We start from the raw sequence: 25,873 nt of genomic DNA, 5'->3' as shown, positions 1-25,873 counted from the left end.
ATGAGTAAAAATCAAGATAAAAAACACACAAAAACAACCTAAGCACCTGTATTAACTGAGCTTTCACATTATTACTATTGCGTAAATACTAATTGAATGTAGTTTTATCCCTATTTTAGTTGCTCTATTGCACTATAATTTACGCATCAACCAAGCAATGACGCTTATTGAGTAAAAGGAAATGGACTGCTTACTCAACCAACCAATGATTAGGTTACCAGGACAACACGGATTTTAGGACAGGCTCAGGATGAGTATCACAACGCAATGTTGTAAAAAGGACAGCGTCAGGAAGATGCGAAAAGGATAACAACACGGCTAAGTTGTTTAACAGGATGTTTAAGGAATAAATGGATAGGCCTTTAAGGCAACACAATGGATTGGTTAAAATAGGGATACACTAGGAAGTGTAATTAAGGATTTGGTAATAGTATTTACCCTACAGGATGTTTAGGAATTTAAGGATACAGGCCCGGATGGTCTACATTACATAGAACTAAAAAGTAATATAGTAATAAACATGGATTAGTAAAAATTGGAGTTGATTAAGTTCAATTGCAGGATGCAGAAAATTAGAAGATTCCGCAAGCGCGCCTAGAGATAGAGCGCGCTTTTCTTTGCCTAAAATTTGGGTTTAGTAAAGCTCTAAGCAACTACCACTAACTTTTGCAGGGTAATACTGCATCCCAGTTAATCAATATTAATACCTTCAAATACTTTATTAATATTTTAAATTTCGCTAAGTTTTTCATTAATTGCGCCGATAACTAAGTAACGCAAGGATCATAAATACTCAATGGATATGAATTTTAAAACGCCGCAAAGCAATACCTTTTTATGTAAAGTATCAGACGCAAGTACAGCAAAACCAATTGGTGTTTTTAGTGCCCAAACTCCCAACGAAAATCCGTATAAAGCTTTATTTAGCCCCAAAGGTTATAACTTTTTAAATATGCCAATGAGTGAGTTTAAAAACATACTTAACGTAATTATCCAGTTAGAAAGCGATATTTCTATTAGTAAATGGGGTGAGGGTTCTCGACCTGATGAATTTAGTTATCAGCTTAATAGAATAGCAAACGCTATTGCGACTACTCACTTTAAGGGAAAAACCGATATTAGCTGTTACTTTTTAAAGCGAGTCGAAGAGGCTAAGGATATGATTGGTGAGGACTGCACCTCGTTTATTCAGGCTCACAATAGCGTAAGCCAATTATATAATACGGTTTTACAATTAACATCTGAAGAAGGCTTCAGAGCAATTCAAAATAAAGCACTTGCTCACTTGAAAGAGCAGCAAGCTTTCGCTTAACTGCGTAAAGCTACTCTTCTAGCGGTCGGCCTTTATTGCGCTTACCAAGCAAATACGCATCACGAAACTTAATAAAATGCTGTTCTAATTTAGAAGATGCATCCATTTCGCCCGCAAGTGCTAATACCATAATAGCCACTTCAGCAGTGCCTAGTTGATGCGCATGAGGGGCAACACGTAATCGGTAATCAGATAGTTTATCAGCAGTAACAGAAAGTACAGGCAAGTTATCTAAGTATGGGCTTTTGCGAATCATTTTTTTAGCTTCACGCCAGGTACCATCTAAAAATATAAATAGCGGTTTTTTACCCTCTTCAATACTTATTTCGGTAATGGCCCTGCCCTCTTCTACATCTTCAGCAGGGAATACTACCATTGGCTGATATTGTGAATCGCTTATCAAAGCTAAAAGAGCGGGATTAGGGTCTGTTCTGTCCCACCTAAAGGCGTGGTTATCTGGCACTATTTCAGCAATTAAGCGCCCAGTATTAGAAGGTTTAAAACTTTCATTGTGATACATTAATAAGCACACAGCTGCTTTACAATCTGCATGCTCAACACCTTTACAAATACAGTAGTGCTTAGCTATTAAGCATTGCTCACAGCGATCTAATTTACCGCCTCGAGCATTAAACTCTCGACGGGATTCACTTATTTGTTGAGCGCGTAATGCTAAAACTGAGTTTTTCACTGTATTTACCTTCAATTAATTAAGCGCGCATTGTAACGACTTATCGCTATTTAATCTTATATTTATAGCCATACCAACCTGCATAAATCTTTGATCAATTTAACGAATTAAATTGCACTATAACGTCGTTAAAAATTTTTTATTTAGAACAACTAGATACAAAAACTTTTGCCTAGTTCTAGCGTAATTTTCTTAACGTTAAATAGACCCCATATATAAGCAGATTCGTATCATTGAATTAATTCAACATCTCTTAAATTAAAAACCAGGCATAAAAAAACCCAACCGAAGTTGGGTTTTTCAAACAAATGCTAAAAAGTTAAATTACTTCTTTTTAACTGCTTTTTTGTTTGGTAAGTCAGTGATCGAACCTTCAAAAATTTCAGCTGCAAGGCCGATTGATTCATTCAATGTAGGGTGAGCATGAATAGTAAGCGCTAAGTCTTCACCATCAGCACCCATTTCAATACCTAAACCGATTTCGCCAAGCATTTCGCCCGCGTTAATACCGATCATAGCACCACCGATTATACGGCCACTTTCTTTATCAAAAATAAGTTTAGTAGAACCTTCAGTACGAGATGATGCAATAGCACGACCAGAAGCTGCCCACGGGAATACCGCAGTTTCAATTTTTAGGCCTTGCTCTTTTGCTTCTTTCTCAGTAACACCTACCCAAGCGATTTCTGGGTCAGTATACGCAATCGAAGGAATACATTTAGGGTCGAAGAAATGCTTCTGACCAGAAATAACTTCTGCAGCGACATGACCTTCATGAACCGCTTTATGCGCAAGCATAGGCTGGCCAACTAAGTCACCAATTGCAAAAATATGGCTTACGTTAGTACGTAATTGCTTATCAACATTAATAAAGCCACGCTCATCAACGTTTACGCCCGCTTTTTCAGCATCAAGTAAGTTACCGTTTGGAGTACGGCCAACTGCAACAAGCACTTTGTCGTAACGTACAGGTTCTGCTGGTGCGTTTTTACCTTCAAACGTTACGTATAAGCCATCTTTTTTAGCTTCAACACCAACAACTTTAGTTGAAAGCATTACGTTGAATTTTTTGCTTACGTATTTTTGGTAAATTTTGATAATGTCTTTATCAGCTGCTGGAACTAATTGGTCAGCAAATTCTACAACATCAATTGCAGAACCTAGTGCACGGTAAACCGTACCCATTTCAAGACCGATAATACCACCACCAAGTACAAGTAGTTTTTCTGGTACATCTTTAAGCTCTAGCGCGCCAGTTGAATCAATTACACGGTCATCTTGTGGGATGAAAGGTAAGTTAACTGGTTTAGAACCTGCTGCAATAATCGCGTTATCAAACGTGATAGTTGTAGAGTCTTTCTCGCCTTCAACTACTAAAGTATTGCTGCCAGTGAATTTGCCGTAACCAGATACAACTTTCACTTTACGCATTTTAGCCATGCCCTCTAGTCCACCAGTTAACTGGCCAACTACAGAATCTTTCCAAGTACGAACTTGGTCAAGATCGATCTTTGGTGCGCCAAAAGTAACACCATGAGATGACATTTCAGCTGCATCATCAATCACTTTAGCTACGTGTAAAAGTGCTTTTGAAGGAATACAACCAACATTAAGACATACGCCACCTAATGTTTCGCGAGATTCTACTAATGTAACTTCTAAGCCCAAGTCAGCAGCACGGAAAGCCGCAGAATAACCACCAGGACCACCGCCTAGTACAACAACTTGAGTTTTTAATTCGTTGCTCATGCTATTACCTTAATTGTTTGAACGGGACACTGCCCTAAAGTTTAACTGCCATGTTTCTGCAAGGCAGAAAGTGAGAGCAGATCACAAATTTGTGCAAAGATTGTATCATTGCAAATGGTAAAAATCCCAGCTAAAAACAACTGGCTGGGATTTGATTCTATTCATTGTCCAGCGATTACATCACCAATTGGCGAATATCGCTCATGTAACTTGCAAGAGTCACAGTAAAGCGTGCAGCAAGTGCTCCGTCAATAACCCTATGGTCGTACGACATAGACAGCGGAACCATTAGTTTTGGTTCAAACTCTTTGCCATTCCATTTAGGTTTCATTTCAGATTTAGACACACCTAAAATAGCCACTTCTGGTGCATTAACAATCGGCGTAAATGCCGTACCGCCAATACCGCCAAGGCTAGAAATAGTAAAACAACCACCTTGCATATCAGACGATGTAAGCTTCCCGTCACGTGCTTTAACAGATACTTCCATTAATTCGCGTGATAGTTCAATAATGCCTTTTTTATCAACATCTTTAAACACTGGTACAACTAAACCGTTTGGCGTATCAACTGCAACACCAATGTTAATGTACTTTTTAAGAATTAAGCTTTCGCCGTCTGCAGAAAGCGATGAGTTGAATTTTGGAAATTCAGCAAGTGCTTTTGCAGCTGCTTTCATTACAAACACAAGCGGCGTAATTTTAACACCCAGCTTTTTCTTCTCGCTAAGCACATTTTGCTCTTTACGGAATACTTCAAGGCTTGTGATATCAGCTTCGTCAAACTGTGTAACATGTGGGATTTGCACCCAGTTACGGTGTAAGTTTTTGCCTGATAGCTTTTGAATACGAGACAGCTTTTGCTCTTCAATTTCGCCAAACTTAGCAAAATCAACTTTAGGCCATGGAATAAGACCAAGCTCGCTGCCACCAGCATTACTACCTGCAGATAATTGACCCGACTCAACTTGCTTAACTAGGTTTTTAACATAGTTTTGCACGTCTTCTTTAACTATACGGGCTTTACGACCAGTGCCTTTAACGTTAGCTAGGTTAATACCAAACTCACGCGCTAAACGGCGAACAACAGGTGATGCATGAGCATACGCGCTGTTTTCTGTGAAGCTTTCATTACTTGCTTTTGCTGGTGCCGCTTGAGCCGGTGCCGACTCAGTTTTAGCCGCAGCTGCAGGTGCTGATTTTTCAGCGGGTGCAGGTGCTGCTACTGGCGCGCTGCCTGCAACTTCAAATACAAAAATTAATGAGCCAGTCGATACTTTATCGCCAGCGGCTACTTTAATTTCTTTAACTGTACCTGCAAATGGAGCTGGTACTTCCATTGCAGCTTTGTCGCCTTCAACGTTTAAGATTGATTGATCTTCTTCAACCGTATCGCCAACTGCAACCATAATTTCAGTTACTTCAACTTCATCGCCACCAATATCAGGTACATTAACGTCTTTAGTACTTGGTGCTGCGTTTGCTGTTGAGCTAGCTGCTGGCGCTTCTACAGGAGCCGACTCTTTAGCCGGTGCTGCAGATTCACTTCCTGCTACTTCAAAAACAAACACTAATGAGCCTGTTTTAACTGTGTCGCCAGCGGCGACTTTAATTTCTTTAACTATACCGGCAAATGGAGCTGGAACTTCCATTGCTGCCTTGTCGCCTTCCACGTTTAAGATAGATTGCTCTTCTGAAACGGTGTCGCCAACAGCAACCATGATTTCAGTTACTTCAACTTCATCATCGCCAATGTCTGGTACGGTTACTTCTTTAGTTGAAGAACCTGTAGAAGCAGCAGGTGCTGCCTCTTCAGATTTAGCTGGAGCAGCGGCTGATGCTTTTTCTTCACCAGTGCTTTCACTTTCGCCTTCAAACAAAAATACTAAAGAGCCTGTTGTAACGGTGTCGCCAACGTTTACTTTAATTTCTTTAACTGTACCCGCTTGCGAAGCAGGTATTTCCATTGATGCTTTGTCGCCTTCAACATTTAATAATGATTGGTCAACATCTACTTTGTCGCCAACGCTTACTAATATTTCGGTTACTTCTACTTCATCGTCACCAATATCTGGTACTTTAATTTCAATACTCATTGCAAACCTCTTATGCGTACAGTGGGTTAAGTTTGTTAGTGTCGATGTTGAACTTTTTAAGTGCTTCAACAACTACTGACTTCTCAACTTCACCACGTTTAGCAAGTTCAGATAACGTAGCAACAACAACGTAGCCCGCGTTAACTTCAAAGTGACGACGTAGGTTTTCACGGCTATCAGAACGACCATAACCATCTGTACCTAACACTTTGTAGTTGCTGCTTGGAATAAATGAACGCGCTTGTTCTGCGTAGTTTTTCATGTAATCCGTTGCTGCAACAGTCACAGAGTCGTTTAATACGCTTGTGATGAATGCTGTTTTTTGCTCGCCTTCAGGGTTAAGCATATTGAAACGTTCAGCATCTTGACCTTCACGCGTTAATTCGTTGAAAGACGTTACAGAGAACACGTCAGACGCAATGCCATACTCTTCGCTTAGAATCGTAGCGGCTTTACGTACTTCAGTCATAATAGTACCTGAGCTTAATAGCTGTACGTTGGCTTTTTTACCTTCGTAACTTTCAAGCTTATAAATACCTTTACGAATACCTTCTTCAGCGCCTTCTGGCATAGCTGGCTGATGGTAGTTTTCGTTCATAAGCGTTAGGTAGTAGTAAATATTTTCTTGGTCATCACCGTACATACGACGAATACCGTCTTGTACAATAACAGCTACTTCAAACGCGTAAGTTGGGTCATATGAAATACAGTTAGGAACCGTATTAGCAAGAATATGACTGTGACCATCTTCGTGTTGTAAGCCTTCACCATTTAGCGTTGTACGACCCGCAGTAGCACCTAATAAGAAACCACGTGCTTGTTGATCGCCCGCCATCCATGCCATGTCGCCAACGCGTTGGAAACCAAACATAGAGTAGTAAATGTAGAATGGGATCATTGGTAAATCGTTAGTGCTGTATGAAGTTGCAGCAGCAACCCATGACGACATTGCACCTAACTCATTAATACCTTCTTGAAGCACTTGCCCTGATACAGTTTCTTTATAGTAAGAAACAATATCACGATCCTGTGGTGTATAGTTTTGACCATGCGGGTTATAAATACCGATTTGACGGAATAAACCTTCCATACCAAATGTACGTGCTTCATCGGCAATAATTGGTACAATATTTTTACCAATGCCTTTATCTTTTAATAAGATATTAAGTGCACGAACAAATGCCATTGTTGTAGAAATATCACGTTTTTGCTCTTCAAGTAGCGGTTTAAATGCCTCTACTTCTGGCAACGCTAATTTTTCAGTAAAACGAGGAATACGTTTAGGTGTATAACCTTTAAGTGCATCACGACGAGCATGAAGGTACTTATGCTCTGGTGAGCCTTCTTCAAGCTCTAAATAAGGAAGCTCTTTTAATTGCTCCTCAGATACTAAATCGTCAAGACCAAGACGTGAACGTAAATGTGCAACATGCGACATATCCATTTTTTTCACTTGGTGTGCAATGTTTTTACCTTCAGCTGCTTCACCCATGCCGTAACCTTTTACAGTTTTAGCAAGAATCACAGTTGGACGACCTTTAGTATCTTCTGCTTTTTTAAATGCAGCAAATAGTTTTGATGACTCATGACCACCACGCTTAAGCGCGAAAATTTCGTCATCTGTCATATCTGCAACAAGTGCAGCTGTTTCTGGGTAACGACCAAAGAAGTTTTCACGTACGTACGCGCCATCTTTAGCTTTGTATGTTTGGTAATCACCATCAACAGTTTCGTTCATTAACTGTAGTAATTTACCCGTTGTGTCTTTAGCTAGAAGAATATCCCAGCCGCTGCCCCAAACTAGTTTAATTACGTTCCAGCCAGCGCCTTTAAACAAGCCTTCTAGCTCTTGAATAATTTTACCATTACCCATAACTGGACCATCTAAACGCTGTAAGTTACAGTTAATTAAGTAACAAAGGTTGTCTAGCTTTTCGCGTGAAGCAAAAGAAATAGCACCGCGTGATTCTGGCTCATCCATTTCACCGTCGCCTAAAAACGCGTATACACGTTGGTTTTTAGTGTCTTTTAAGCCACGACCATCTAAGTATTTTAAAAAGCGAGCTTGGTAAATAGACGCAATCGGACCTAGGCCCATTGATACCGTAGGGAACTGCCAAAATTCAGGCATTAATTTAGGGTGTGGGTACGACGGTAAACCTTTGCCATCAACTTCTTGGCGGAAGTTATCTAACTGTGTTGCCGATAAACGACCTTCAACAAACGCACGTGCGTAAATACCCGGAGAAATATGACCTTGGTAATAAACTAAGTCACCACCGTCTACGTCATTTGGTGCTTTAAAGAAGTGGTTAAAACACACTTCATAAAATGCAGCAGATGATTGGTAAGACGCCATATGACCGCCTAAGTCGAGATCTTTTTTCGATGCACGTAGAACGATCATAATCGCGTTCCAACGTATAATTGAACGAATACGGCGCTCAAGGTTTACATCACCTGGGTAAGCCGGTTCTTGATCTACAGGAATAGTATTAACGTAGTTCGTGGTAATACCCGTTGGCATATCAACGCCGTCTAAACGGGCTTGTTCTAACACTTGCTCAAGTAAAAACTGAGCTCGTTCAACACCTTCTTCGCGCACAACTGATTCAAGAGCTTGTAACCACTCTTGTGTTTCTAGCGCGTCTACGTCAATTTTATTGACTTCAGACATATGGAGGTTTCCTTATGTTTAAAATACGAATGTTTAATTTAATATCACTGTTACTTAATTTTGTGTGTTCAAAGTAGCAATGTACTAGCTTAATTTTGTTTGGTGCGTCTTAAACTACGTTCAATTCGCGAATGTTCTTTACCCGCTTCAAGTAATGCTTCTTCTATAAACGCTAAATGCGCATTACTTGCTAAACGGGCTTGTTCTGGATTACCGTCAATAACGGCATCCATTAATAAACGCCGGTGCTGGGCTAACTGACTGCTAATATCTGACTTTTTTAATAGAACAGTTAAATTTTGCAATACATTTTGCTCAAGTAGCGCTTTCATGCCTCTTACTAAATGCAGTAACACCACATTATGCGAGGCTTCTGCCACGCTAAAGTGAAATGCATTAATTGCTTTTGCTTTTTGCTGTAAATCATCATTAACTAGGGCAATTTTATCAAAGCTTTCTTTCACTTTGCTAAAATCGTTGCTGGTCCCGCGCAGTGCTGCGTAGTAAGCAGCAATCCCTTCTAATGCATGACGAAATTCAAGTAAATCAAACTGCGACTCAGGGTGTTTACTAATCAAATCAAAAAGTGGATCAGTAAGCCCTTCTTCGAGCTGATTTTTTACAAACGTGCCGCCACCTTGGCGACGCGTAACTAAACCTTTTGCTTCTAACTTTTGAATTGCCTCACGCAGTGACGGGCGAGACACTTCAAATTGCTTTGCTAGTTCACGCTCTGGTGGCAACTTTTCACCTGGTGCTAACGAGCCTTCAAGAATCATGTTCTCGAGTTGCTGTAAAATAACATCAGATAACTTTGCTGCTTTGATCTTTAAAGACATGAATCAACGTCCGCGTTGTATAAATACCAAGAGCCCATAAAGCGGGGCTTTGAGTAGTATGATTTACCCAAAAGGTAAATTGGTCATACCAAAAATTTTCAATACGGTATCAAAAACCTTATTAGCTGTCAATTTACAGGTAGCTTGAGCAATTAAAGTAGCGTAACGCATTTTGAACGAAGATTAAACAATGCGCAATTTACAAAAATTGTTATAACGTTAATAGGATGAAAACAATTGGTCTGACCAGAAAAATAGAGTGTTAACTCTAGTTGAATTTATTAAAGAAATTAATAACAGGATAAAAGTACCAAAGAAATAGCTGCAATTTACACACGATCAATCAACTAAACATAAAACACAATGCGCGATATAAAATCGCGACTACACAATATCGTAGCAGCGGGTTTACCCCGCGATTATTGTGCAAACAATCTCCCAACCGAAAAACATATGTGGGATATAAAATCGCGACTACGCAATATCGTAGCAGCGGGTTTATCCCGCGACTATTGTGCAAGCAATTACCTAAACGTAAAACACAATGCGCGATGTAAAATCGCGACTACGCAATATCGTAGCAGCGGATTTACCCCGCGACTATTGTGCAAGTAATTACCTAAACGTAAAACACAATGCGCGATGTAAAATCGCGACTACGCAAATTTATAAAAATTGCATATGCTTTAAATTCGTGGGTCTGTGATTGCTAAAATACGGGTATGTTATGCATCGTTCATATTTATTACGAAAGGGAAGAGTATCAAAAGCAAACCACTATTATGCTATTACACTGGTTTGTCATGAGCGAAACAACCTATTCACAAGCTTAATAATTAATAGAGCTATTATCAATGAAATGAGGGGATTAGAAAGAGAGCAACTAATTAAATCAAATACTTTCGTGATAATGCCAAACCATATTCATTGGTTATTACAATTATCCGATAGCGCAACATTAAGTGAGGTAATTAGAAGCTTCAAAGGACGCTCAGCCACGGTGTATAGACAATTTGGCAGACAAAAGCTTTGGCAAAAAGGGTTTTATGATCACTTAATAAGAAATACCGAAGACTTAAATAGCTGTGCTAGATACATAGTCGCAAACCCTTTGCGTGCAAATTTAATAGAAAATATTGCAGACTACCCATATTGGGATAGTATTTATCTAAACTCGTAGCAGCGGGTTTACCCCGCGACATTTGGCAACTAATCTCCCAACCGAAAAACACAATGCGCGATATAAAATCGCGACTTCGCAATATCGTAGCAGCGGGTTTACCCCGCGACATTAGGCAACTAATCTCCAACCAAAAACACAATGCGCGATATCGTAGCAGCGGGTTTACCCCGCGATTATTGTGCAAGTAATTGCCTAAACGCAAAACAAAATGCGCGATGTAAAATCGCGACTACGCAATCGTAGCAGCGGGTTTACCCCGCGACATTTGGCAACTAACCTCCCAACCGAAAAACACAATGCGCGATGTAAAATCGCGACTACGCAAATATCGTAGCAGCGGGTTTACCCCGCGACATTTGGCAACTAATCTCCCAACCAAAAACACAATGCGCGATATAAAATCGCGACTACGCAATATCGTAGCAGCGGGTTTACCCCGCGATATTTGGCAACTAATCTCCCAACCGAAAAACACAATGCGCGATGTAAAATCGCGACTACGACAGTCCACCAAATAATGTAAGTAGCGCTATAAGTACTAAGTAAAATAATACATTGCGCTTAACAAGCTTAATCATACAAGTGGCCTCGTAGGTACAGCCGTAATAACGCTTTTCAACTTGCTCTGCAGCCAGCGCAGTACATGTTACTACTTCTCGGTTTGGAGATTTAAAGTTAAGTACGTAACGTAGCCAACAGCTTGTGCCTTTATTAAAGTTACCTATTACTAAATAACCAAAGCTGGTAATACGTGCAGGTAACCAGTCGAGCCAAAACAATAATTTATGTATAAGTTTAAAACGCTTAGCAAATATTACTTTATGATCTTCTCGTACTAAATCAGCTAAAGTACGTACCAGTGCATATAAAACCGCACCTGGCGCGCCTAAAACAACGAACCAAAAAATAACCGCACAGTAAAATCTAAAGTTTACCCACGCCAATGTTTGCCCAAAGGTTTCGCCACCATCTTGATCATCAGTACGCTTTTGACCTATTTGCAACGCATATAAAGATGCAGCAGTACCGTCATCTCGCGTTAACGCATTTAAGTACGACTTATATAAAGCACGCTGCTTAGCACAACCAAAGCAAACCAAAAGCACCGCGATATTAATGCCCAACTGCCACAAAACAAAATCAGATAAACAATAAATTAGTGCCATCGCAATCACTGGAAGTAAAAGCCAAATTAAAAAGCCCGGTGCTGAGCTAAATAAGCCCTTATCACCAAGTAATTTATTAGAGCGATTTAAATAACCATTTGCGTAATAACTTATCTGCCAGTAATTAGACCGAGCGCCTAAGCGCTCTAGTATTAATGCAATTATTATAGAAACTAAAATCATGGGAATAACTCTCTTAACTTAGTTGTTCAATCATATTAAAAAACAATGGCCAATTAAAGCTACTGCCAGGATCTGTTTTACGCCCAGGGGCAATATCGCAATGCCCAACAATACGCGAAGGGGTAATTTTTGGATAGCGTTGCATTATAGATTTACTAATAATAGTTAATGTTTTGTACTGTGCTAAAGAATATGGAGCGGTGTCGGTACCTTCAAGCTCAATGCCAATGCTAAAGTTATTACAAGCAGGTACCCCCTCAAACTCAGATTGCCCTGCATGCCAAGCACGCTTATCAAAAGGCACATATTGTGTAACCTCACCGGTGCGCTTTATAAAGCAATGGGCCGATACACGTAAATTCTTTAAGTCACTAAAACTCGGATGAGCATTGCAATCAATGCACCCCATAAATAACTCATCAACGAAAGGTGTACCAAACTGCCCTGCTGGCAATGATATATTGTGAATCACCAATAAAGAAATATCAGCCTCATCAGGGCGCTCATCAAAATGCGAACAAGGCCGCTGCGCTACCGTACTTAAAACACCGTTTAAATCTATTTTCATGATACGTTTATTATATAAATATCAAGATATACATAGCACTGATGCTAATGGATTTATTAAAAAAATGATAGTAACAAGCGAGGTATAAAACCTCACCTACAAATAATTCAAACCCACACGTAGGTGCGAATTTACATCCGCTCATGTAACATAACTTTTGAAATTAAAAGCGAGGTATAAAACCTCACCTACAGATAATTCAAACCCATAGGTAGGTACGAATTTACTTCAAGCGCTTATCTTTATATTAGCGAAAAGGCAATCGCTTCTCTTTCTTTTATAAACATAGTAAAATTTGCTTAATTTATTAACGCTTATGAGCTTTTATTATGTCTACCCCGCACTCTTTAGTTAGCCAACTTGTCACTCTTGCACTCAACGAAGATCTAAATTATCAAACAGCTCAAGAAGGCGATATTACCGCGCAGCTTATCCCTCAGAGCGAGCAAGCCAACGCAAAAGTAATCACCCGCGAAGACTGCATTTTTTGTGGAAAAGACATCATCCTTGAAGTATTCAAACAGGTAGACCCAAGCGTTAAGGTTAATGTACTCATTAATGATGGCGACGCAGTTAAAGCAAACAGCACATTATTTACCGCTATTGGCTCGGCTCGTTCAATATTAACTGCCGAGCGTACTGCACTTAACTTTGTGCAAACGTTATCGGGTACAGCCACTACTACAGCACATTATGTAAAAGAATTAAGTGGTACAACAACGCAACTACTCGATACACGCAAAACCATACCTGGTCTGCGCGCTCTTCAAAAATACGCAGTAAAATGTGGCGGGGGTGCAAACCATCGTATTGGATTATTTGACGCTTTTTTAATTAAAGAAAATCACATAGCAGCTTGCGGCACAATAAACAAAGCCGTAGCTCAAGCTAAACAAAACCACCCAAACAAACCTGTCGAAGTCGAAGTAGAATCACTCCCTGAACTTAAGCAAGCAATTGAAGCTGGCGCCGACATAATTATGCTAGACAACTTTAGCGTAGAGCAAATTAAGCAAGCTGTAATTTTAACCAACAAGCGTGCAAAATTAGAGGTTTCAGGCAATATGACCCTAGAAACGCTCAAAACTTATTCACAAGCCGGCGTCGATTTTATATCAAGCGGAGCGTTAACAAAAAACTTACAATCAATCGATTTATCGATGCGTTTTGAACGATTTTAAAGCAACAACTGCCAATTAATACCCCTAATCGATTGACAAGTTAAGTAAAAAAGCATTAAATAACCCGAAAGGCTTACTTTGTAACATTTTGTTAAATAAAATCGCTTTTTTATAAGAAGATACGTGCTAAATACTAAAATAAAATGGTAGACTAATTCTGTTGTACTATTTTATTTTAAAAGGTAGTCATAAATAACTAGTACCTTTAGTTTTTAAAGACATAATTAAAAACTAAAGCAACTAAACTACTTACTTTATGCCTATACTATTTGTTGCTACAACATGTAGTGCTCTTAGTAAACTTTTATAGCTAGTACTAAACATAATGAATTCACGTACGGCTTTTGTGTTTCATACTCTAAAGCTAAAGTGTAATAAAATTAATTTTAAGTAAAACTGTAAAGTAAATCAGTTAAATTAAGTTAGGCACTTCTGCCGCTTAAGTGATTTAAGTTACAAAAATCTATCCTTTAGGAGAGGAAACATGAAAACAATGACTCAAAAACAACAGGGTTTCACCCTAATTGAATTAATGATTGTAGTAGCAATCATCGGTATTCTTGCTGCAATTGCATTACCTGCATACTCTAAATACCAATCGACTTCAAAATTAACAGCAGCCTTAGCTGAAATCTCTTCTGGTAGAACTGGTTTTGAGATAGCAAAAAATAATGGTGATGAAACACCAACCCTAACGCAAATGGGTTTAACATCACCAACTCAAAATTGCACAATTACGCCTGGGACAGATAATATCAAGTGTGTCGTTGTTAACGCTCCAACACAAATTGAAGGTGCAACACTAACTTGGACAAGAACTGATGCTGGCGCTTGGTCTTGTAAAACATCAGAGCTTGATGATCCAACTTTAGCACCTAAAACATGTCCACAATCGTAATCATTTTTTGATTACTAAAAGCGCCTAATTAGGCGCTTTTTTAATGCGTAAGAATCAGCATTTATGAATATAGTAAATATAATAAAACCATCGCTTATCAGCTTGTTTTTTCTGTGTACGCTAATACCTCTAATACCCATATTTTCCTACGATTACCATAATCACCAACGCATAATTCAAATAGCGTTGTTACTTAGTATGAGCCTTATAGCGCTTATTTCTTTTTTAGGCATTAAAGAGCCTACATTTAGGCTGGTACTAAACAAAAAAAGTGGAATATTATTTTCAGTTTTTATCTTTTTTGGTTGTTTATCTGCATTAATGAGTGCGGAGCAAATTTTTAGCTTACTTTACACATTTCATATAAGCTTACTTATTTTAACTATGTGTTATGTAAGTACTATAAATAATAAAAAATCTATTTTATTTATTATTTATGCATTACTGATAACTCATACAAGCCTCATTTTAATATGCCTACTTAATATAATTTTTACGCTATCAGAACAACAACCCTTAAACCCCTACATAATCTACTCCGGTTTTATTAACATTCGCTTTTTTAACCAAGTACAGGTGTTTATTCTTCCCTTTTTGGTGCTACTCCTAAAGTTTAAAAGTATTCAGCACATTGTATTTATTATTTTGTTTTTAAACTTATTATTAATATTCATTGGCCAAGCTCGTGGCGCTTTACTCTCATTTTTAGTTTTCTCTATTTTTGCTCTTGCTTTAAAAGCTACATTAAAAAAACAAGTTTTTATCGGATTAGCCTGTTTTATATTAAGTTGCATTGCTTTTTATGCTCTGGACTCATTAAATAAAGGGGGGGCTGAAATACTACGCACATCCACCTCGGGCCGTATTGATTTATGGTTTAATACTCTTTCAAGCCTATCTTTAAAGCATTTATTTATAGGCAATGGTCCTGGAGTGTTTGAAATGTCACTTGGCAGCTCAGCTCCTTTTAGCCATCCTCATAATTCGTTAATTGAAATTTTAAATGAGTGGGGCCTTATAGCTCTTATATGTATTTTAACTGCTGTTTGTACAACCTTTAAAAAAGCCATAACACATTTGAAATGTCATAAAAAAGATATCATTACTGAAAGCCTCTTTTACTCTTTTGCTATAGGTATTACATACTCACTATTTTCTGGCGTGCATGTAATGCCAGTATCGCAAACACTCTTATTTATAATGTGGGGGTTGCTACTTGGTAGAATCAATAAAAAAAGTATCCAAAGCATTTCCATAAATAAATACTTAAAAGCTTTAGTAGCCATTTTATTTGTTTTTACATGGTACCTATACTTACAGAAAGTGATAAGCATATATAATAATATTGATCCTGATAAGGGCTATATTTACGGACCTAGATTTTGGTCCGTTGGACAACGATTTTAAAGCGCCCAACTTTTCTATCAAGAATCATTAGTTTAAGTTATGCTTATAATAATGAAGTTTCAAACCAAATTCAGCTGGGTACTCTTAATGGCAAAAAAACAACAAGATAAAGGCCTCGATACCTTTCAGTGGGTCGGTGTAAGTGCACGAGGGAAGAAACTTGAAGGCGAGCTTACAGGTAATAGTATTGCATTAGTAAAGGCTCAGCTTCGCAAGCAAGGTATCACTCCCTCAAAAGTAAAGCGTAAAGCAAAACCATTATTTGGCATTCAAAGTGTTCAAAAAATAACGCCAAAGGATATCGCTCTCGTTACTCGCCAAATAGCAACTATGTTGATGGCGGGCGTTCCGCTAATACAATCAATTGAAATGATTGGTACTGGTTCGACTAATAAAAGTATCAGGAAACTAATGGAGACTATTGCCGATGAAGTAAAAGCGGGTCAGCCATTATCTACAGCGCTTAGAAAACACCCCCGCTACTTTGATGATTTATATTGTGACCTAGTAGCCTCAGGTGAGCAGTCAGGTGCGCTTGATAGAATATTTGATCGTGTCGCTATTTATAAAGAAAAGTCTGAAGCATTGAAGTCAAAAATTAAAAAAGCAATGTTTTACCCTATTTCGGTATTAGTAATTGCCGGTATTGTTACCTCAATATTACTAATATTTGTAGTGCCACAGTTTCAAGACATTTTTGCAGGTTTTGGCGCTGAACTCCCCGCTTTTACATTATTTGTAATTGGTATATCTGACTTTATGCAAGCATATTGGTGGATGATTCTTATTGGAATGTTTGCTTTTGGATATGCATTTAAAGAAGCTAAATTAAGAAGCTTAAAATTAAGAGATGCAACCGACCGAGCTATACTTAAACTCCCTGTTATTGGCATGATTTTAAATAAAGCGGCTGTTGCTCGCTATGCAAGGACTCTTTCGACTACATTTGCCGCTGGTGTTCCATTAGTTGATGCACTTGACTCTGCTGCAGGGGCTTCCGGCAATGCTGTATATCGTTATGCCATTTTAGATATTAAAGTAGAAGTGAGCTCGGGTAATCAAATGAACTGGGCAATGCGCAACTCAAAAATATTCCCTGATATGGTAATACAAATGGTCGCTATTGGTGAGGAGTCTGGCTCACTAGATGGCATGCTCGCAAAAGTAGCAACTATTTACGAACAAGAAGTTGATGATGCAGTTGATGGCCTTTCAAGTTTACTTGAGCCACTTATTATGGCCGTACTAGGTGTACTTGTTGGTGGCTTGATTGTTGCTATGTACTTACCTATTTTCCAACTTGGCTCTGTTATTTAATTACCAAAAATAACAATTCACAGGAAATAAAAGAGAGGCTTACTTTTTGTTAAGGTATGGCTATTAATGTCTTCTCATTTACTCTCTTTCACTTCTCTTTGTGATAAATACTTCACTTAATTTTTAAACGCTTAATTTTTAAAATAATTTTCAGGTAATAGAATGCAAAGTATTATAGAAGTAATGCAAAGCCAGTTGTGGTTTTATTTAACCACTATTGGCTTAATTAGTTTATGTATTGGTAGTTTTTTAAATGTGGTTATTTATCGCTTACCATTGATGATGCAGCGTGAGTGGCAAAGCGAATGCAGACTACTGTTAGAAGATGAACTTACAGGGAATAAATCTAAACAAGCCAATATCAATGAGCCTTTTAACTTAGTAAAACCCAACTCTACCTGCCCTAAATGTAAAACTGCCATTAAGCCTTGGCAGAATATTCCTATTATTAGTTGGTTAATATTAAAAGGTAAATGCGCAAGTTGCAGTAATCCTATTTCGGCCCGTTATCCTGCTGTAGAGCTAATTACTGCCCTATTAAGTTTAATTGTTGCCTATAGCTTTGGTGCGACCGAGCAAGCCCTTTTATATATTTTTGTAACGTGGATATTGGTTGCACTAACCTTTATTGATATTGACCACATGCTGCTGCCAGATCAACTTACACTTCCGCTTGTATGGCTTGCACTTATTGCCTCTGTAATGGGTTACACAATTACACCAACCGATGCCATTATTGGTGCGGCTTGTGGCTATTTAAGTTTATGGAGCGTGTTTTGGTTATTTAAGTTATTAACCGGTAAAGAAGGCATGGGCTATGGCGACTTTAAACTGCTTGCTGTATTTGGTGCTTTGCTTGGCTGGCAGTCATTACTCACTATTATTCTACTTTCGAGCGTAGTGGGTGCCATTATAGGTATTGCACTGCTGAGCATACAAGGTAAAGACAAAGCGACCCCTATCCCTTTTGGCCCTTATTTAGCGATAGCTGGCTGGATCACAATGCTTTGGGGCAACCAAATTCAAGGCACTTATTTTAATTTAATTGGTTATTAAAATGAGTGAACAAATAACTAAAGTAAACAGCTGGGTATTAGGTTTAACAGGTGGTATTGGTTGTGGTAAAACAGCCGTAAGCAATATGTTTGAAGAACTTGGTATTACTATAGTTGATGCCGATATAATTGCGCGTGAAGTAGTACTCCCAAATAGCAAAGAGCTAAAAGCGATTACAGCCCACTTTGGCAAAGATATTTTATTGCCTGATGGCACATTAAATAGAGCAGAATTACGCGAAAAAATATTTACTAACAACAATGACAAAGAATGGCTTAATGCGTTATTGCACCCTCTTATACGGATAAAAATACTAACCGATTTAAATAATGCAACTAGCCCTTATGTTGTTTTAGTAGCGCCTTTATTGTTTGAAAACAACCTTGATAAATATTGCGACCATACCCTACTTATTGACGTACCAACCTCTGTACAAATAGCGCGTACAGTAAAACGTGACAACACAAGTAGTGAGCAAGTTAAAAGTATTATTGCCTCACAAATGTCACGTGCCGATAAGCAGCAAAAAGCGAATGATATTTTAAATAACGACCGTAGTTTAAACCTAGTGCATATAGAACTTGTTGATCTTCATAAAAAGTACCTACAATATGCATTACACAACAAAACTAACTCACATTAACACTGTCCTAACTCACACAAACTCGTATTTTAGTTAGTAAAATCACAACAAAGAATGAAAGGTGATGTAATCACCTTCTTTTTTCTGATAAATTGCTTACTATTGAAGGAATAAAACAGGTGCGCAATGAATATTAACTCACCGTTATTGAGAAAATTTATAACCCTTGGCCGCATTGATGCCGACACGGTTAAAAACAAACAAAATGAATTTGCCTCAACAGCTGAGCTTATTTCTAAATGTGGAAAAATCGATAGTAAAGATTTAGCTGAACAATGTATTGATCTGTTTCGCGTACCTTATTTTGATTTAAAAGATTTTGACTCTACAAAAATCCCAGCCGATCTCGTAAAAGAAAAACTCATACGTAAACATCACATTTTGCCGCTTGTTCAAAAAGATCGAAAAGTTTATATAGCAGCATCAGATCCAACAGATTACGGCGCATTCGAAAACTTTGAGTTTAGTACCGGTCTTTCATGCGAAATTGTTGTTGTTGATTATATTCAACTCGATACCAAAATTGAGCAATTACTAGATGCTACTGGCAGCCTAAATTTAACTGATGACGAGTTTCAGGAATTTGCTGATTTAGACTCAGAAAGTCAAAGAGATACAGCACCACAAGATGATGATAAAGACGACGCGCCTATCATCGTATACATCAACAAAATTTTAATGGATGCCATTAAAAAAGGCGCCTCTGATTTACACTTTGAACCATATGAGCACAAGTACCGTATTCGCTTTCGTATTGATGGCATTTTGCATGAAGTAGCAAGCCCACCTAATACATTAGCAACCAAGCTTTCTGCGCGTATTAAAGTAATGTCGCGACTCGATATTGCCGAAAAACGCAAACCACAAGATGGTCGTATAAAACTAAAAATTACTGAACGTAAAAGTATCGACTTTCGTGTAAGTACCATGCCTACCTTGTGGGGCGAAAAAATAGTAATGCGTATCCTTGATTCATCAAGCGCTATGTTAGGCATTGATGTATTAGGATATGAGCCTGAGCAGAAAAAGCTCTATATGGATGCACTTGCCCAGCCTCAAGGGATGATACTAGTAACAGGCCCAACGGGTTCTGGTAAAACAGTATCGCTATATACAGGTTTAAATATATTAAATCAGCCAGAGCGCAATATTAGTACTGCGGAAGATCCGGTTGAGATTAACCTTGAAGGTGTAAACCAAGTACAAATTAACATTAAAGCCGATATGACTTTTGCCAATGCACTGCGTGCATTTTTACGTCAAGATCCTGATGTAGTTATGGTAGGTGAAATACGTGACCTAGAAACCGCAGAAATATCAATAAAAGCGGCGCAAACAGGTCACTTGGTTTTATCAACATTGCATACAAACTCAGCGCCGGAAACAATCACCCGTTTATTAAATATGGGTGTGCCGGCTTATAACGTAGCAAGTTCGATCAGCTTAATTATAGCCCAGCGTTTAGCACGTCGTTTATGCCCTAAATGTAAAACGCCAGAACAACTTCCGAGTGAAGAACTGGCTCGCCAAGGATTTAGCGCCAAGCAAATTGAAGAAATGACGTTATATACGCCTAAAGGGTGTGATAGTTGTACCGATGGTTATAAAGGCCGAGTGGGTATTTACGAAGTAATGCAAATTACCCCTGAAATTGCCCAAATTATTATGCGCGGTGGTAACTCGCTTGAAATAGCTGACGTTTCACTTAAAGCCGGATTTAATAATTTACGTTTATCAGGTTTACGCAAAGCAGCCGATGGCCTTACATCCCTTGGTGAAATTAATCGCGTGACTAATTTTTAAAGGTCCATAGTAAAAGTTACAAGGTTCTGAACACTAAATTCAGAGCCTTACTTATACCTAGAGACTCATATCTAAGTAATGTAAAATGCAGAAAAAGATTGTAAAGAGTAAATTATGCCTACTATTGTAAACTGCCCAACCTGTAAAACTAAAGTTGAATGGTCAGAGCAAAGCCCATTTCGCCCTTTTTGCTCAAAACGCTGTCAGCTAATTGATTTAGGTGAATGGTCGTTTGAAAATAACAGAATTTCTGCACCAATCACATCCGCAGAAGAGTTTAGCCAAGACATGATTGAAGATATTGAAGCTATGCTGGCTAAAAATGAAGATGACTTTTTTAAGTAATTTATCTTCATTATGCCCTAATACCAATCCGCAATAATACTTAATCAATTTGAGGGGTTAAATCTGACGTTAACTGCGTTAAAAATTTCTGATATAGAACAACTAAATAACGAAATTTTTGCCTTGTTATCGACACGATTTTCTTCCCTCAAAATAGATCACTTAATTAAGCGAATTGGTATAAAAGCAAAAACCAGCATTAAGCTGGTTTTTTAGTATTTACAAAAAGTATAATTAACTTTTTTGTTTACTGTGCTTTTTATTCATACGCTTTTGCATTTTAGCAAATTTCTCTTTTTGCTCAGCGTTAAGAACTTGCATTACTTGGTGCTGCGTTTTTAGTTTAATTAAACCAAATTGATCACCTTTTTCATGACGTTCATTTAATAGCTCTTTTGCTGCATTTTCGTCAAATGTTGCCGCCGAAAGTAACGCATCCATTTTAGCTTTATGCGCTTCACGCATCGCTTTACGGGCTTCTTTATCGTCGCCACGCAACGCTTTCATCTGTGTTTTTTGCGCTTCAAAAATAGCTTTTAGCTTAGTTTGCTGCTCATCTGTTAAGCTTAATTTTTCAACGCCGCGCTCAGAAAGTAAAAAGCGAGCTTGAGAATGGCCTTGTTTATGTCCGTCGCCTTTAGCTAATACGCTACCAGCACCAAGCGTTGCTGTTGCTAAGCCACAGATAAGTACTAATTTTGAAAGTGTATTTAATTTAGTCATAATCATTACCTTAATATTGGGTTGGTTGTGGCTGCTAAGCCAGTGAGTTAACTATACCTAACTCAATGCAAAGTAACGCAAAGCAGTGTAAAGGTTGTGTAAAGATTCACCTTTGCACTATTTAGCGGGTAAAATAACGCTATAAACAACTCTAAGGGTTTGTAAATGAAACTATTAATGATTGATGACGATACTGGTCTTTGTGAGCTATTAAGTGAATATTTAACTGCCCAAGGGTTTGAAATACAAAGCGTACACGACGGTGAGCAAGGCCTTAAACTAGCACAAGCAAATGACTACGCCCTTATATTGCTAGATGTAATGCTACCAACGCTTGATGGTTTTGAAGTGCTTAAACAACTTAGGCAAACAAAACTCACACCGGTCATAATGCTTACTGCAAAAGGTGAAGACTTTGACCGTATTTTTGGCCTAGAGCTAGGCGCTGACGATTACATACCAAAGCCTTTTAATCATCGTGAATTACTAGCCCGCGTAAAAGCGATAACACGCCGTATAGAGCACATTAATAGCTTAAATGCAGCTACAACGAGTAAGTTACTCGTTAATGGTATTACTGTTAACCTTGCTGCGCGAGAGGCCTCAATCGACGGATCTACACTGACCCTTACTGGTACAGAGTACGAAATACTCACACTATTGTGTAAAAATGCAGGCGAAGTGGTTAGTAAAGAGCAAATTAGCGAAGAAGTACTAGGCAGGCGTTTAGCTTCTTTTGATCGCTCTATCGATATGCATGTAAGTAATATCCGTAAAAAAATAGCTGAGCATATTCCAGGTGAGCGAATTAAAACAATGCGAGGTACGGGTTATGTCTTTATCCAAGGCGAATAAAAGCACTTACTTTGCTTGGTTAAAACACCCTGGGCACTACCTGTTTTTTAAAGTATTTATTTGGTTTTGGTTAACTATAATCGGCACCGTAGCAGCGCTTATATTTTTAAGTAATATAACCGCTATTAATGCGGTATCTAACGAGCCACTTTATGGCCCGATGAAAAAAAACCTAATATACACCGCCAAAAGTATTGAGCGCACTGCTATTAAACATAAGCGCAGCCTAAGCGAAGTATTAGTACACCCTCGCCTATCAAAGCGTAAACTTTTATATTTAAGCGCAGCTCAAAGCGAGGACTCTCTTAGTAGTAAAGAGGTGCCAGAGAGCATCGACTTAAGTTTATTAAACTTCACTCAAAATATGTCACCGCAAATTATTTTCACTGAAAAATATCAAGCCTTTGGCCCTGTTAATATAAACGTGCCTGAAGGGAGTTTTTATCTTTATGAAATAGATATTAACCATCAACCACCGCTAATAATGCGCTTTAAGCTAATGCCTAATTGGATGAAAATAGTCATCGCAATTGTTGCCTCTCTTATTTTAAGCTTTGTATTTAGCCGGAACTTAATAGCCCCTATAAATAGTCTTAAAAAAGCGGCAATTAAACTATCAGCGGGTAACCTAAGCGCAAGAGCCGACATTTCTGTAAACCGAAAAGATGAGCTAGGAATACTAGGGCGAGATTTTAACAGCATGGCTAATCAGTTAGAGCTTTTAATTAGTTCACAAAAACGCTTATTAGCCGACATATCACATGAGTTACGCTCGCCCCTTACGCGTTTAAAAATGGCTACCGGTCTTGCACAAATGCAAGCTAACGACGCTAGCCAATCGTATTTATTACGCATAGAAAAAGAAGCTAACCAACTCGATAAGATGATTGCCGACGTGCTGCAAGTTTCTCGCTTAGAAGCAAAAAGCCAAGCGCTTTCACTGCAAAAACAATCATTACAAATAATTGTAGATCACGTTATTAACGATGCGCAGTTTGAAGCAAAACAAAATAATAAGCAGCTAAATATAGTGGGCGCTGTAGATGTAAACATTAATTGCGACGAAGGCCTTATTGCCAGTGCGCTTGAAAACCTATTACGCAACGCTATTAAATACGCAAATAATACAATTAGCATTACTCTAAAGCATGCTGATGCCATTTATATAGAAATATGTGACGATGGCTCTGGTGTGCCAGATGATCAACTGAGCAAGCTTTGCGAGCCCTTTTTTAGGCAATCAGATGCGCGCGATCGCGTAAGTGGTGGCACGGGTTTAGGTCTTGCGATTGCTAAAAATGCTATTACTGCGCATGGCGGCAGTTTAGTATTATCAAATAAAGAACTAGGTGGCTTGTGTGCTAATATAACCTTGCCATTAATAAAAGAGTAAAGCATGTTTTATAGTAGTGAGCGTGAGCTTAAGAGTAATCAAATAACAATTAATAACTTTTATAAAAACACGCTAATTAAAGCTTATTTAGATACACCTAACGGGCAATTATTTTATGCTTATGCCATACCAGATAAAGCCAAAAATGCCATTGTAATAAGCTCTGGGCGCCTTGAAGGGTTAGATAAATATAAAGAGTTGTTATGGGAGCTGTATAACAATAATTTTGCCATATTCATAGCCGATCACCAAGGACAAGGCCGCTCTTATCGCCACCTACTAAATAAGCACAAAGGCCATGTTAATCAATTTAAAGATTACAGCGCAGACCTAAACTTATTTAATACACAAATAGTGGATACTCATTGGCAAGGTAAAAAGGTGTTAGTGAGTCATTCAATGGGCGGCGCCATAGCATTTGACTATCTTGCGCATTTTGAACACAACTTTAGTGGCGCGTTTTTATCAGCGCCTATGCTTGATATTTATACAAAAAACACACCAAAGCCTTTAGCTAAATTAATAGCAAGTACTGCAACCCTTTTGGGTCAAAAAGACAATTACGCACTAGGGCAAACCGATTACATACCCGATGAGTTTGCTACAAATGTATTAACCAGCAGCCCAGTGCGTTACGAGCTATTTAGGCAAACATATCAAGAAGAGCCATTACTACAGCTCGGCGGTGTTACTTACGGCTGGCTAAATGCGACGTTTGCATTTATAACTTCTGTGGATAACTTAAGCGTGACTATTCCACTTTATATTGCCAGTGCGCAAAACGACGAAGTGGTTGATAACAATGCCCAATATAAATTAGCAAACAGGCACGTAAACACGGTACTTAAAAGCTTTGAAGGCGCTAAACACGAGCTGTTTTTTGAACGTGATGAAATACGCCAGCCATTGCTTAAAAGCTTGTATCAGTTTTGTGAGTCGGTGACGGCTTAATAAGTACCGACAAAGGGTCGAGGTGGATCAGTATATCTACCTCAGACTCAAAGCGTTCTTTAAGCATTGCCTCTACTTCATCAGCTACGTTATGTGCGCGAATCAAACTTAAATGATCATCAAGCTCTAAGTGCATTTGGATAAACTTAACTTTTCCGCCTTGGCGCGTGCGAATATCATGCACACCATGTACATCAGCATGGGCTCTGGCTATATCAAATATGCTTTGCTTTTCATCATCTGGCAGTTCTTTATCCATTAAATGATCGGCACTATCGCGAGCAATATCCCAGCTGTTATAAAGTAAGTAACCCGCTACACCTATCGCAAAAACAGGATCGGCATACAACACACCATAATAAGCTAACAAAATAGCTAATAGCACAGCGGCATTTAATATTAAATCACCTTTGTAATGTACTGAGTCGGCTTTTATAGCAATTGAATCGGTGTATTTAACCACCTTGTTTTGTACAAATACAATGACGAGCGTGCACGCAATAGCAAAAATACTTACCCACACACCTAATAAAGAATGGCTTAACTGTATAGGGTTAAATAATCGCTCAATACCATGAAAAGCAAGTAGGCAACCTGAGCCTGCAATAAACGCGGCTTGCCCAAGTCCAGCAAGTGCTTCAGCTTTTCCGTGTCCAAATCTATGGTCATCATCTGCTGGGCGCAGTGCGTAACCTAACACTAAAAAACTCATGGCGGTGGCAGTAATATCCATTAACGAATCAGTTAACGAGCCAAGCATTGAGGCAGAGCCAGAAGCCAGCCATGCCCATGTTTTTGCGCCAATCATTAAACTAACCATTACCATGGTAACAATGCT

At 38.6% G+C, this 25,873-nt stretch carries 22 protein-coding genes; 13 read left to right on the top strand and 9 right to left on the bottom strand.

Going from position 1 to position 25,873, the window contains the following annotated elements; genetic code table 11:
• Positions 1–796: 796 nt before the first annotated feature.
• A complete protein-coding gene (locus L659_RS0111565; protein ID WP_024590631.1) occupies positions 797–1,312 on the top strand; it encodes a hypothetical protein in 516 nt (171 codons plus the stop codon).
• Between the two features lie 10 nt (positions 1,313–1,322).
• Here L659_RS0111565 and L659_RS0111560 read toward each other — a convergent pair whose 3' ends face one another.
• The 5 genes from L659_RS0111560 to pdhR form a co-directional block, all read right to left on the bottom strand.
• A complete protein-coding gene (locus L659_RS0111560) occupies positions 1,323–2,003 on the bottom strand; it encodes a tRNA-uridine aminocarboxypropyltransferase (protein ID WP_024590630.1) in 681 nt (226 codons plus the stop codon).
• 324 nt (positions 2,004–2,327) lie between these two features.
• Positions 2,328–3,752, bottom strand: coding sequence for a dihydrolipoyl dehydrogenase (gene lpdA / locus L659_RS0111555; protein WP_007586124.1), 1,425 nt, complete (start codon positions 3,750–3,752; stop codon positions 2,328–2,330).
• Positions 3,753–3,927: 175 nt separating this feature from the next.
• Positions 3,928–5,847, bottom strand: coding sequence for a pyruvate dehydrogenase complex dihydrolipoyllysine-residue acetyltransferase (gene aceF, locus L659_RS0111550; RefSeq protein WP_024590629.1), 1,920 nt, complete (start codon positions 5,845–5,847; stop codon positions 3,928–3,930).
• Between the two features lie 10 nt (positions 5,848–5,857).
• A complete protein-coding gene (gene aceE, locus L659_RS0111545) occupies positions 5,858–8,524 on the bottom strand; it encodes a pyruvate dehydrogenase (acetyl-transferring), homodimeric type (RefSeq protein ID WP_024590628.1) in 2,667 nt (888 codons plus the stop codon).
• A gap of 89 nt (positions 8,525–8,613) precedes the next feature.
• Positions 8,614–9,363, bottom strand: coding sequence for a pyruvate dehydrogenase complex transcriptional repressor PdhR (gene pdhR, locus L659_RS0111540; RefSeq protein ID WP_007586129.1), 750 nt, complete (start codon positions 9,361–9,363; stop codon positions 8,614–8,616).
• 727 nt (positions 9,364–10,090) lie between these two features.
• Here pdhR and L659_RS0111535 point away from each other — a divergent pair.
• The gene (locus tag L659_RS0111535) at positions 10,091–10,543 is read left to right on the top strand and encodes an REP-associated tyrosine transposase (protein WP_024590627.1); all 453 of its coding nucleotides are present in this window, start codon (positions 10,091–10,093) and stop codon (positions 10,541–10,543) included.
• A gap of 500 nt (positions 10,544–11,043) precedes the next feature.
• On the opposite strand, the gene ampE is transcribed toward L659_RS0111535, so the two are convergent.
• Positions 11,044–11,895, bottom strand: coding sequence for a beta-lactamase regulator AmpE (gene ampE / locus L659_RS0111530; RefSeq protein ID WP_007586130.1), 852 nt, complete (start codon positions 11,893–11,895; stop codon positions 11,044–11,046).
• Positions 11,896–11,908: 13 nt separating this feature from the next.
• Positions 11,909–12,463, bottom strand: coding sequence for a 1,6-anhydro-N-acetylmuramyl-L-alanine amidase AmpD (gene ampD / locus L659_RS0111525; RefSeq protein ID WP_024590626.1), 555 nt, complete (start codon positions 12,461–12,463; stop codon positions 11,909–11,911).
• A 329-nt stretch (positions 12,464–12,792) separates the two neighbouring features.
• Here ampD and nadC point away from each other — a divergent pair, with 329 nt between their 5' ends.
• From nadC to yacG, 8 genes are all read left to right on the top strand, one after another.
• Positions 12,793–13,644 carry a carboxylating nicotinate-nucleotide diphosphorylase gene (nadC, locus tag L659_RS0111520; RefSeq protein ID WP_024590625.1) on the top strand — a complete coding sequence of 284 codons (852 nt, stop codon included), beginning with the start codon at positions 12,793–12,795 and terminating at the stop codon, positions 13,642–13,644.
• A 484-nt stretch (positions 13,645–14,128) separates the two neighbouring features.
• Complete coding sequence (locus L659_RS0111515) at positions 14,129–14,542, top strand: pilin (RefSeq protein WP_029769886.1); 414 nt, start codon at positions 14,129–14,131, stop codon at positions 14,540–14,542.
• Between the two features lie 198 nt (positions 14,543–14,740).
• Positions 14,741–15,949, top strand: coding sequence for an O-antigen ligase family protein (locus tag L659_RS0111510; RefSeq protein WP_024590623.1), 1,209 nt, complete (start codon positions 14,741–14,743; stop codon positions 15,947–15,949).
• 87 nt (positions 15,950–16,036) lie between these two features.
• Complete coding sequence (locus L659_RS0111505; protein ID WP_024590622.1) at positions 16,037–17,266, top strand: type II secretion system F family protein; 1,230 nt, start codon at positions 16,037–16,039, stop codon at positions 17,264–17,266.
• A gap of 162 nt (positions 17,267–17,428) precedes the next feature.
• Positions 17,429–18,322 carry a prepilin peptidase gene (locus L659_RS0111500; protein ID WP_024590621.1) on the top strand — a complete coding sequence of 298 codons (894 nt, stop codon included), beginning with the start codon at positions 17,429–17,431 and terminating at the stop codon, positions 18,320–18,322.
• 1 nt (position 18,323) lies between these two features.
• On the top strand, positions 18,324–18,965 hold the full coding sequence (coaE, locus tag L659_RS0111495; protein ID WP_024590620.1) for a dephospho-CoA kinase: 642 nt from the start codon (positions 18,324–18,326) through the stop codon (positions 18,963–18,965).
• Positions 18,966–19,091: 126 nt separating this feature from the next.
• Positions 19,092–20,768: a type IV-A pilus assembly ATPase PilB gene (gene pilB / locus L659_RS0111490; RefSeq protein ID WP_024590619.1), complete on the top strand. Its 1,677-nt coding sequence runs from the start codon at positions 19,092–19,094 to the stop codon at positions 20,766–20,768.
• Between the two features lie 114 nt (positions 20,769–20,882).
• Positions 20,883–21,113: a DNA gyrase inhibitor YacG gene (gene yacG / locus L659_RS0111485; RefSeq protein WP_007586146.1), complete on the top strand. Its 231-nt coding sequence runs from the start codon at positions 20,883–20,885 to the stop codon at positions 21,111–21,113.
• 234 nt (positions 21,114–21,347) lie between these two features.
• Here yacG and L659_RS0111480 read toward each other — a convergent pair whose 3' ends face one another.
• Positions 21,348–21,836, bottom strand: a complete 489-nt coding sequence (locus L659_RS0111480) for a periplasmic heavy metal sensor (protein WP_007586148.1) — start codon at positions 21,834–21,836, stop codon at positions 21,348–21,350.
• A 165-nt stretch (positions 21,837–22,001) separates the two neighbouring features.
• Here L659_RS0111480 and L659_RS0111475 point away from each other — a divergent pair, with 165 nt between their 5' ends.
• From L659_RS0111475 to L659_RS0111465, 3 genes are read left to right on the top strand one after another with little or no spacing between them, the layout of a single operon-like run.
• Positions 22,002–22,691 carry a response regulator gene (locus L659_RS0111475; protein ID WP_007586150.1) on the top strand — a complete coding sequence of 230 codons (690 nt, stop codon included), beginning with the start codon at positions 22,002–22,004 and terminating at the stop codon, positions 22,689–22,691.
• Entirely contained in the window at positions 22,669–24,084 is a 1,416-nt protein-coding gene (locus tag L659_RS0111470; protein ID WP_024590618.1) for an ATP-binding protein, read from the top strand. The genes L659_RS0111475 and L659_RS0111470 overlap by 23 nt, the downstream gene beginning before the upstream one ends.
• Positions 24,085–24,087: 3 nt before the next feature.
• Entirely contained in the window at positions 24,088–25,035 is a 948-nt protein-coding gene (locus L659_RS0111465) for an alpha/beta fold hydrolase (RefSeq protein ID WP_007586153.1), read from the top strand.
• Here L659_RS0111465 and L659_RS0111460 read toward each other — a convergent pair.
• Positions 24,995–25,861, bottom strand: a complete 867-nt coding sequence (locus tag L659_RS0111460; protein ID WP_081709160.1) for a cation diffusion facilitator family transporter — start codon at positions 25,859–25,861, stop codon at positions 24,995–24,997. The genes L659_RS0111465 and L659_RS0111460 overlap by 41 nt on opposite strands.
• Positions 25,862–25,873: the final 12 nt, after the last annotated feature.

Origin of the sequence: Pseudoalteromonas sp. S8-8, from assembly GCF_000497875.1 — a bacterium.
GTDB lineage: Bacteria > Pseudomonadota > Gammaproteobacteria > Enterobacterales > Alteromonadaceae > Pseudoalteromonas > Pseudoalteromonas arctica.
Note: the sequence above shows the minus strand (reverse complement) of the source record. Positions and strands in the feature narration are given on the sequence as shown.

What these genes read in the sequence shown, in the direction of transcription:
- L659_RS0111565 (WP_024590631.1), top strand. Translation starts at nt 797, where the DNA reads ATGGATATGAATTTTAAAACGCCGCAAAGCAATACCTTTTTATGTAAA.
- lpdA (WP_007586124.1), bottom strand. Translation starts at nt 3,752, where the DNA reads ATGAGCAACGAATTAAAAACTCAAGTTGTTGTACTAGGCGGTGGTCCT.
- aceF (WP_024590629.1), bottom strand. Translation starts at nt 5,847, where the DNA reads ATGAGTATTGAAATTAAAGTACCAGATATTGGTGACGATGAAGTAGAA.
- aceE (WP_024590628.1), bottom strand. Translation starts at nt 8,524, where the DNA reads ATGTCTGAAGTCAATAAAATTGACGTAGACGCGCTAGAAACACAAGAG.
- pdhR (WP_007586129.1), bottom strand. Translation starts at nt 9,363, where the DNA reads ATGTCTTTAAAGATCAAAGCAGCAAAGTTATCTGATGTTATTTTACAG.
- L659_RS0111535 (WP_024590627.1), top strand. Translation starts at nt 10,091, where the DNA reads ATGCATCGTTCATATTTATTACGAAAGGGAAGAGTATCAAAAGCAAAC.
- ampE (WP_007586130.1), bottom strand. Translation starts at nt 11,895, where the DNA reads ATGATTTTAGTTTCTATAATAATTGCATTAATACTAGAGCGCTTAGGC.
- ampD (WP_024590626.1), bottom strand. Translation starts at nt 12,463, where the DNA reads ATGAAAATAGATTTAAACGGTGTTTTAAGTACGGTAGCGCAGCGGCCT.
- nadC (WP_024590625.1), top strand. Translation starts at nt 12,793, where the DNA reads ATGTCTACCCCGCACTCTTTAGTTAGCCAACTTGTCACTCTTGCACTC.
- L659_RS0111515 (WP_029769886.1), top strand. Translation starts at nt 14,129, where the DNA reads ATGAAAACAATGACTCAAAAACAACAGGGTTTCACCCTAATTGAATTA.
- L659_RS0111510 (WP_024590623.1), top strand. Translation starts at nt 14,741, where the DNA reads ATGAGCCTTATAGCGCTTATTTCTTTTTTAGGCATTAAAGAGCCTACA.
- L659_RS0111505 (WP_024590622.1), top strand. Translation starts at nt 16,037, where the DNA reads ATGGCAAAAAAACAACAAGATAAAGGCCTCGATACCTTTCAGTGGGTC.
- L659_RS0111500 (WP_024590621.1), top strand. Translation starts at nt 17,429, where the DNA reads ATGCAAAGTATTATAGAAGTAATGCAAAGCCAGTTGTGGTTTTATTTA.
- coaE (WP_024590620.1), top strand. Translation starts at nt 18,324, where the DNA reads ATGAGTGAACAAATAACTAAAGTAAACAGCTGGGTATTAGGTTTAACA.
- pilB (WP_024590619.1), top strand. Translation starts at nt 19,092, where the DNA reads ATGAATATTAACTCACCGTTATTGAGAAAATTTATAACCCTTGGCCGC.
- yacG (WP_007586146.1), top strand. Translation starts at nt 20,883, where the DNA reads ATGCCTACTATTGTAAACTGCCCAACCTGTAAAACTAAAGTTGAATGG.
- L659_RS0111480 (WP_007586148.1), bottom strand. Translation starts at nt 21,836, where the DNA reads ATGACTAAATTAAATACACTTTCAAAATTAGTACTTATCTGTGGCTTA.
- L659_RS0111475 (WP_007586150.1), top strand. Translation starts at nt 22,002, where the DNA reads ATGAAACTATTAATGATTGATGACGATACTGGTCTTTGTGAGCTATTA.
- L659_RS0111470 (WP_024590618.1), top strand. Translation starts at nt 22,669, where the DNA reads ATGTCTTTATCCAAGGCGAATAAAAGCACTTACTTTGCTTGGTTAAAA.
- L659_RS0111465 (WP_007586153.1), top strand. Translation starts at nt 24,088, where the DNA reads ATGTTTTATAGTAGTGAGCGTGAGCTTAAGAGTAATCAAATAACAATT.
- L659_RS0111460 (WP_081709160.1), bottom strand. Translation starts at nt 25,861, where the DNA reads ATGGTAATGGTTAGTTTAATGATTGGCGCAAAAACATGGGCATGGCTG.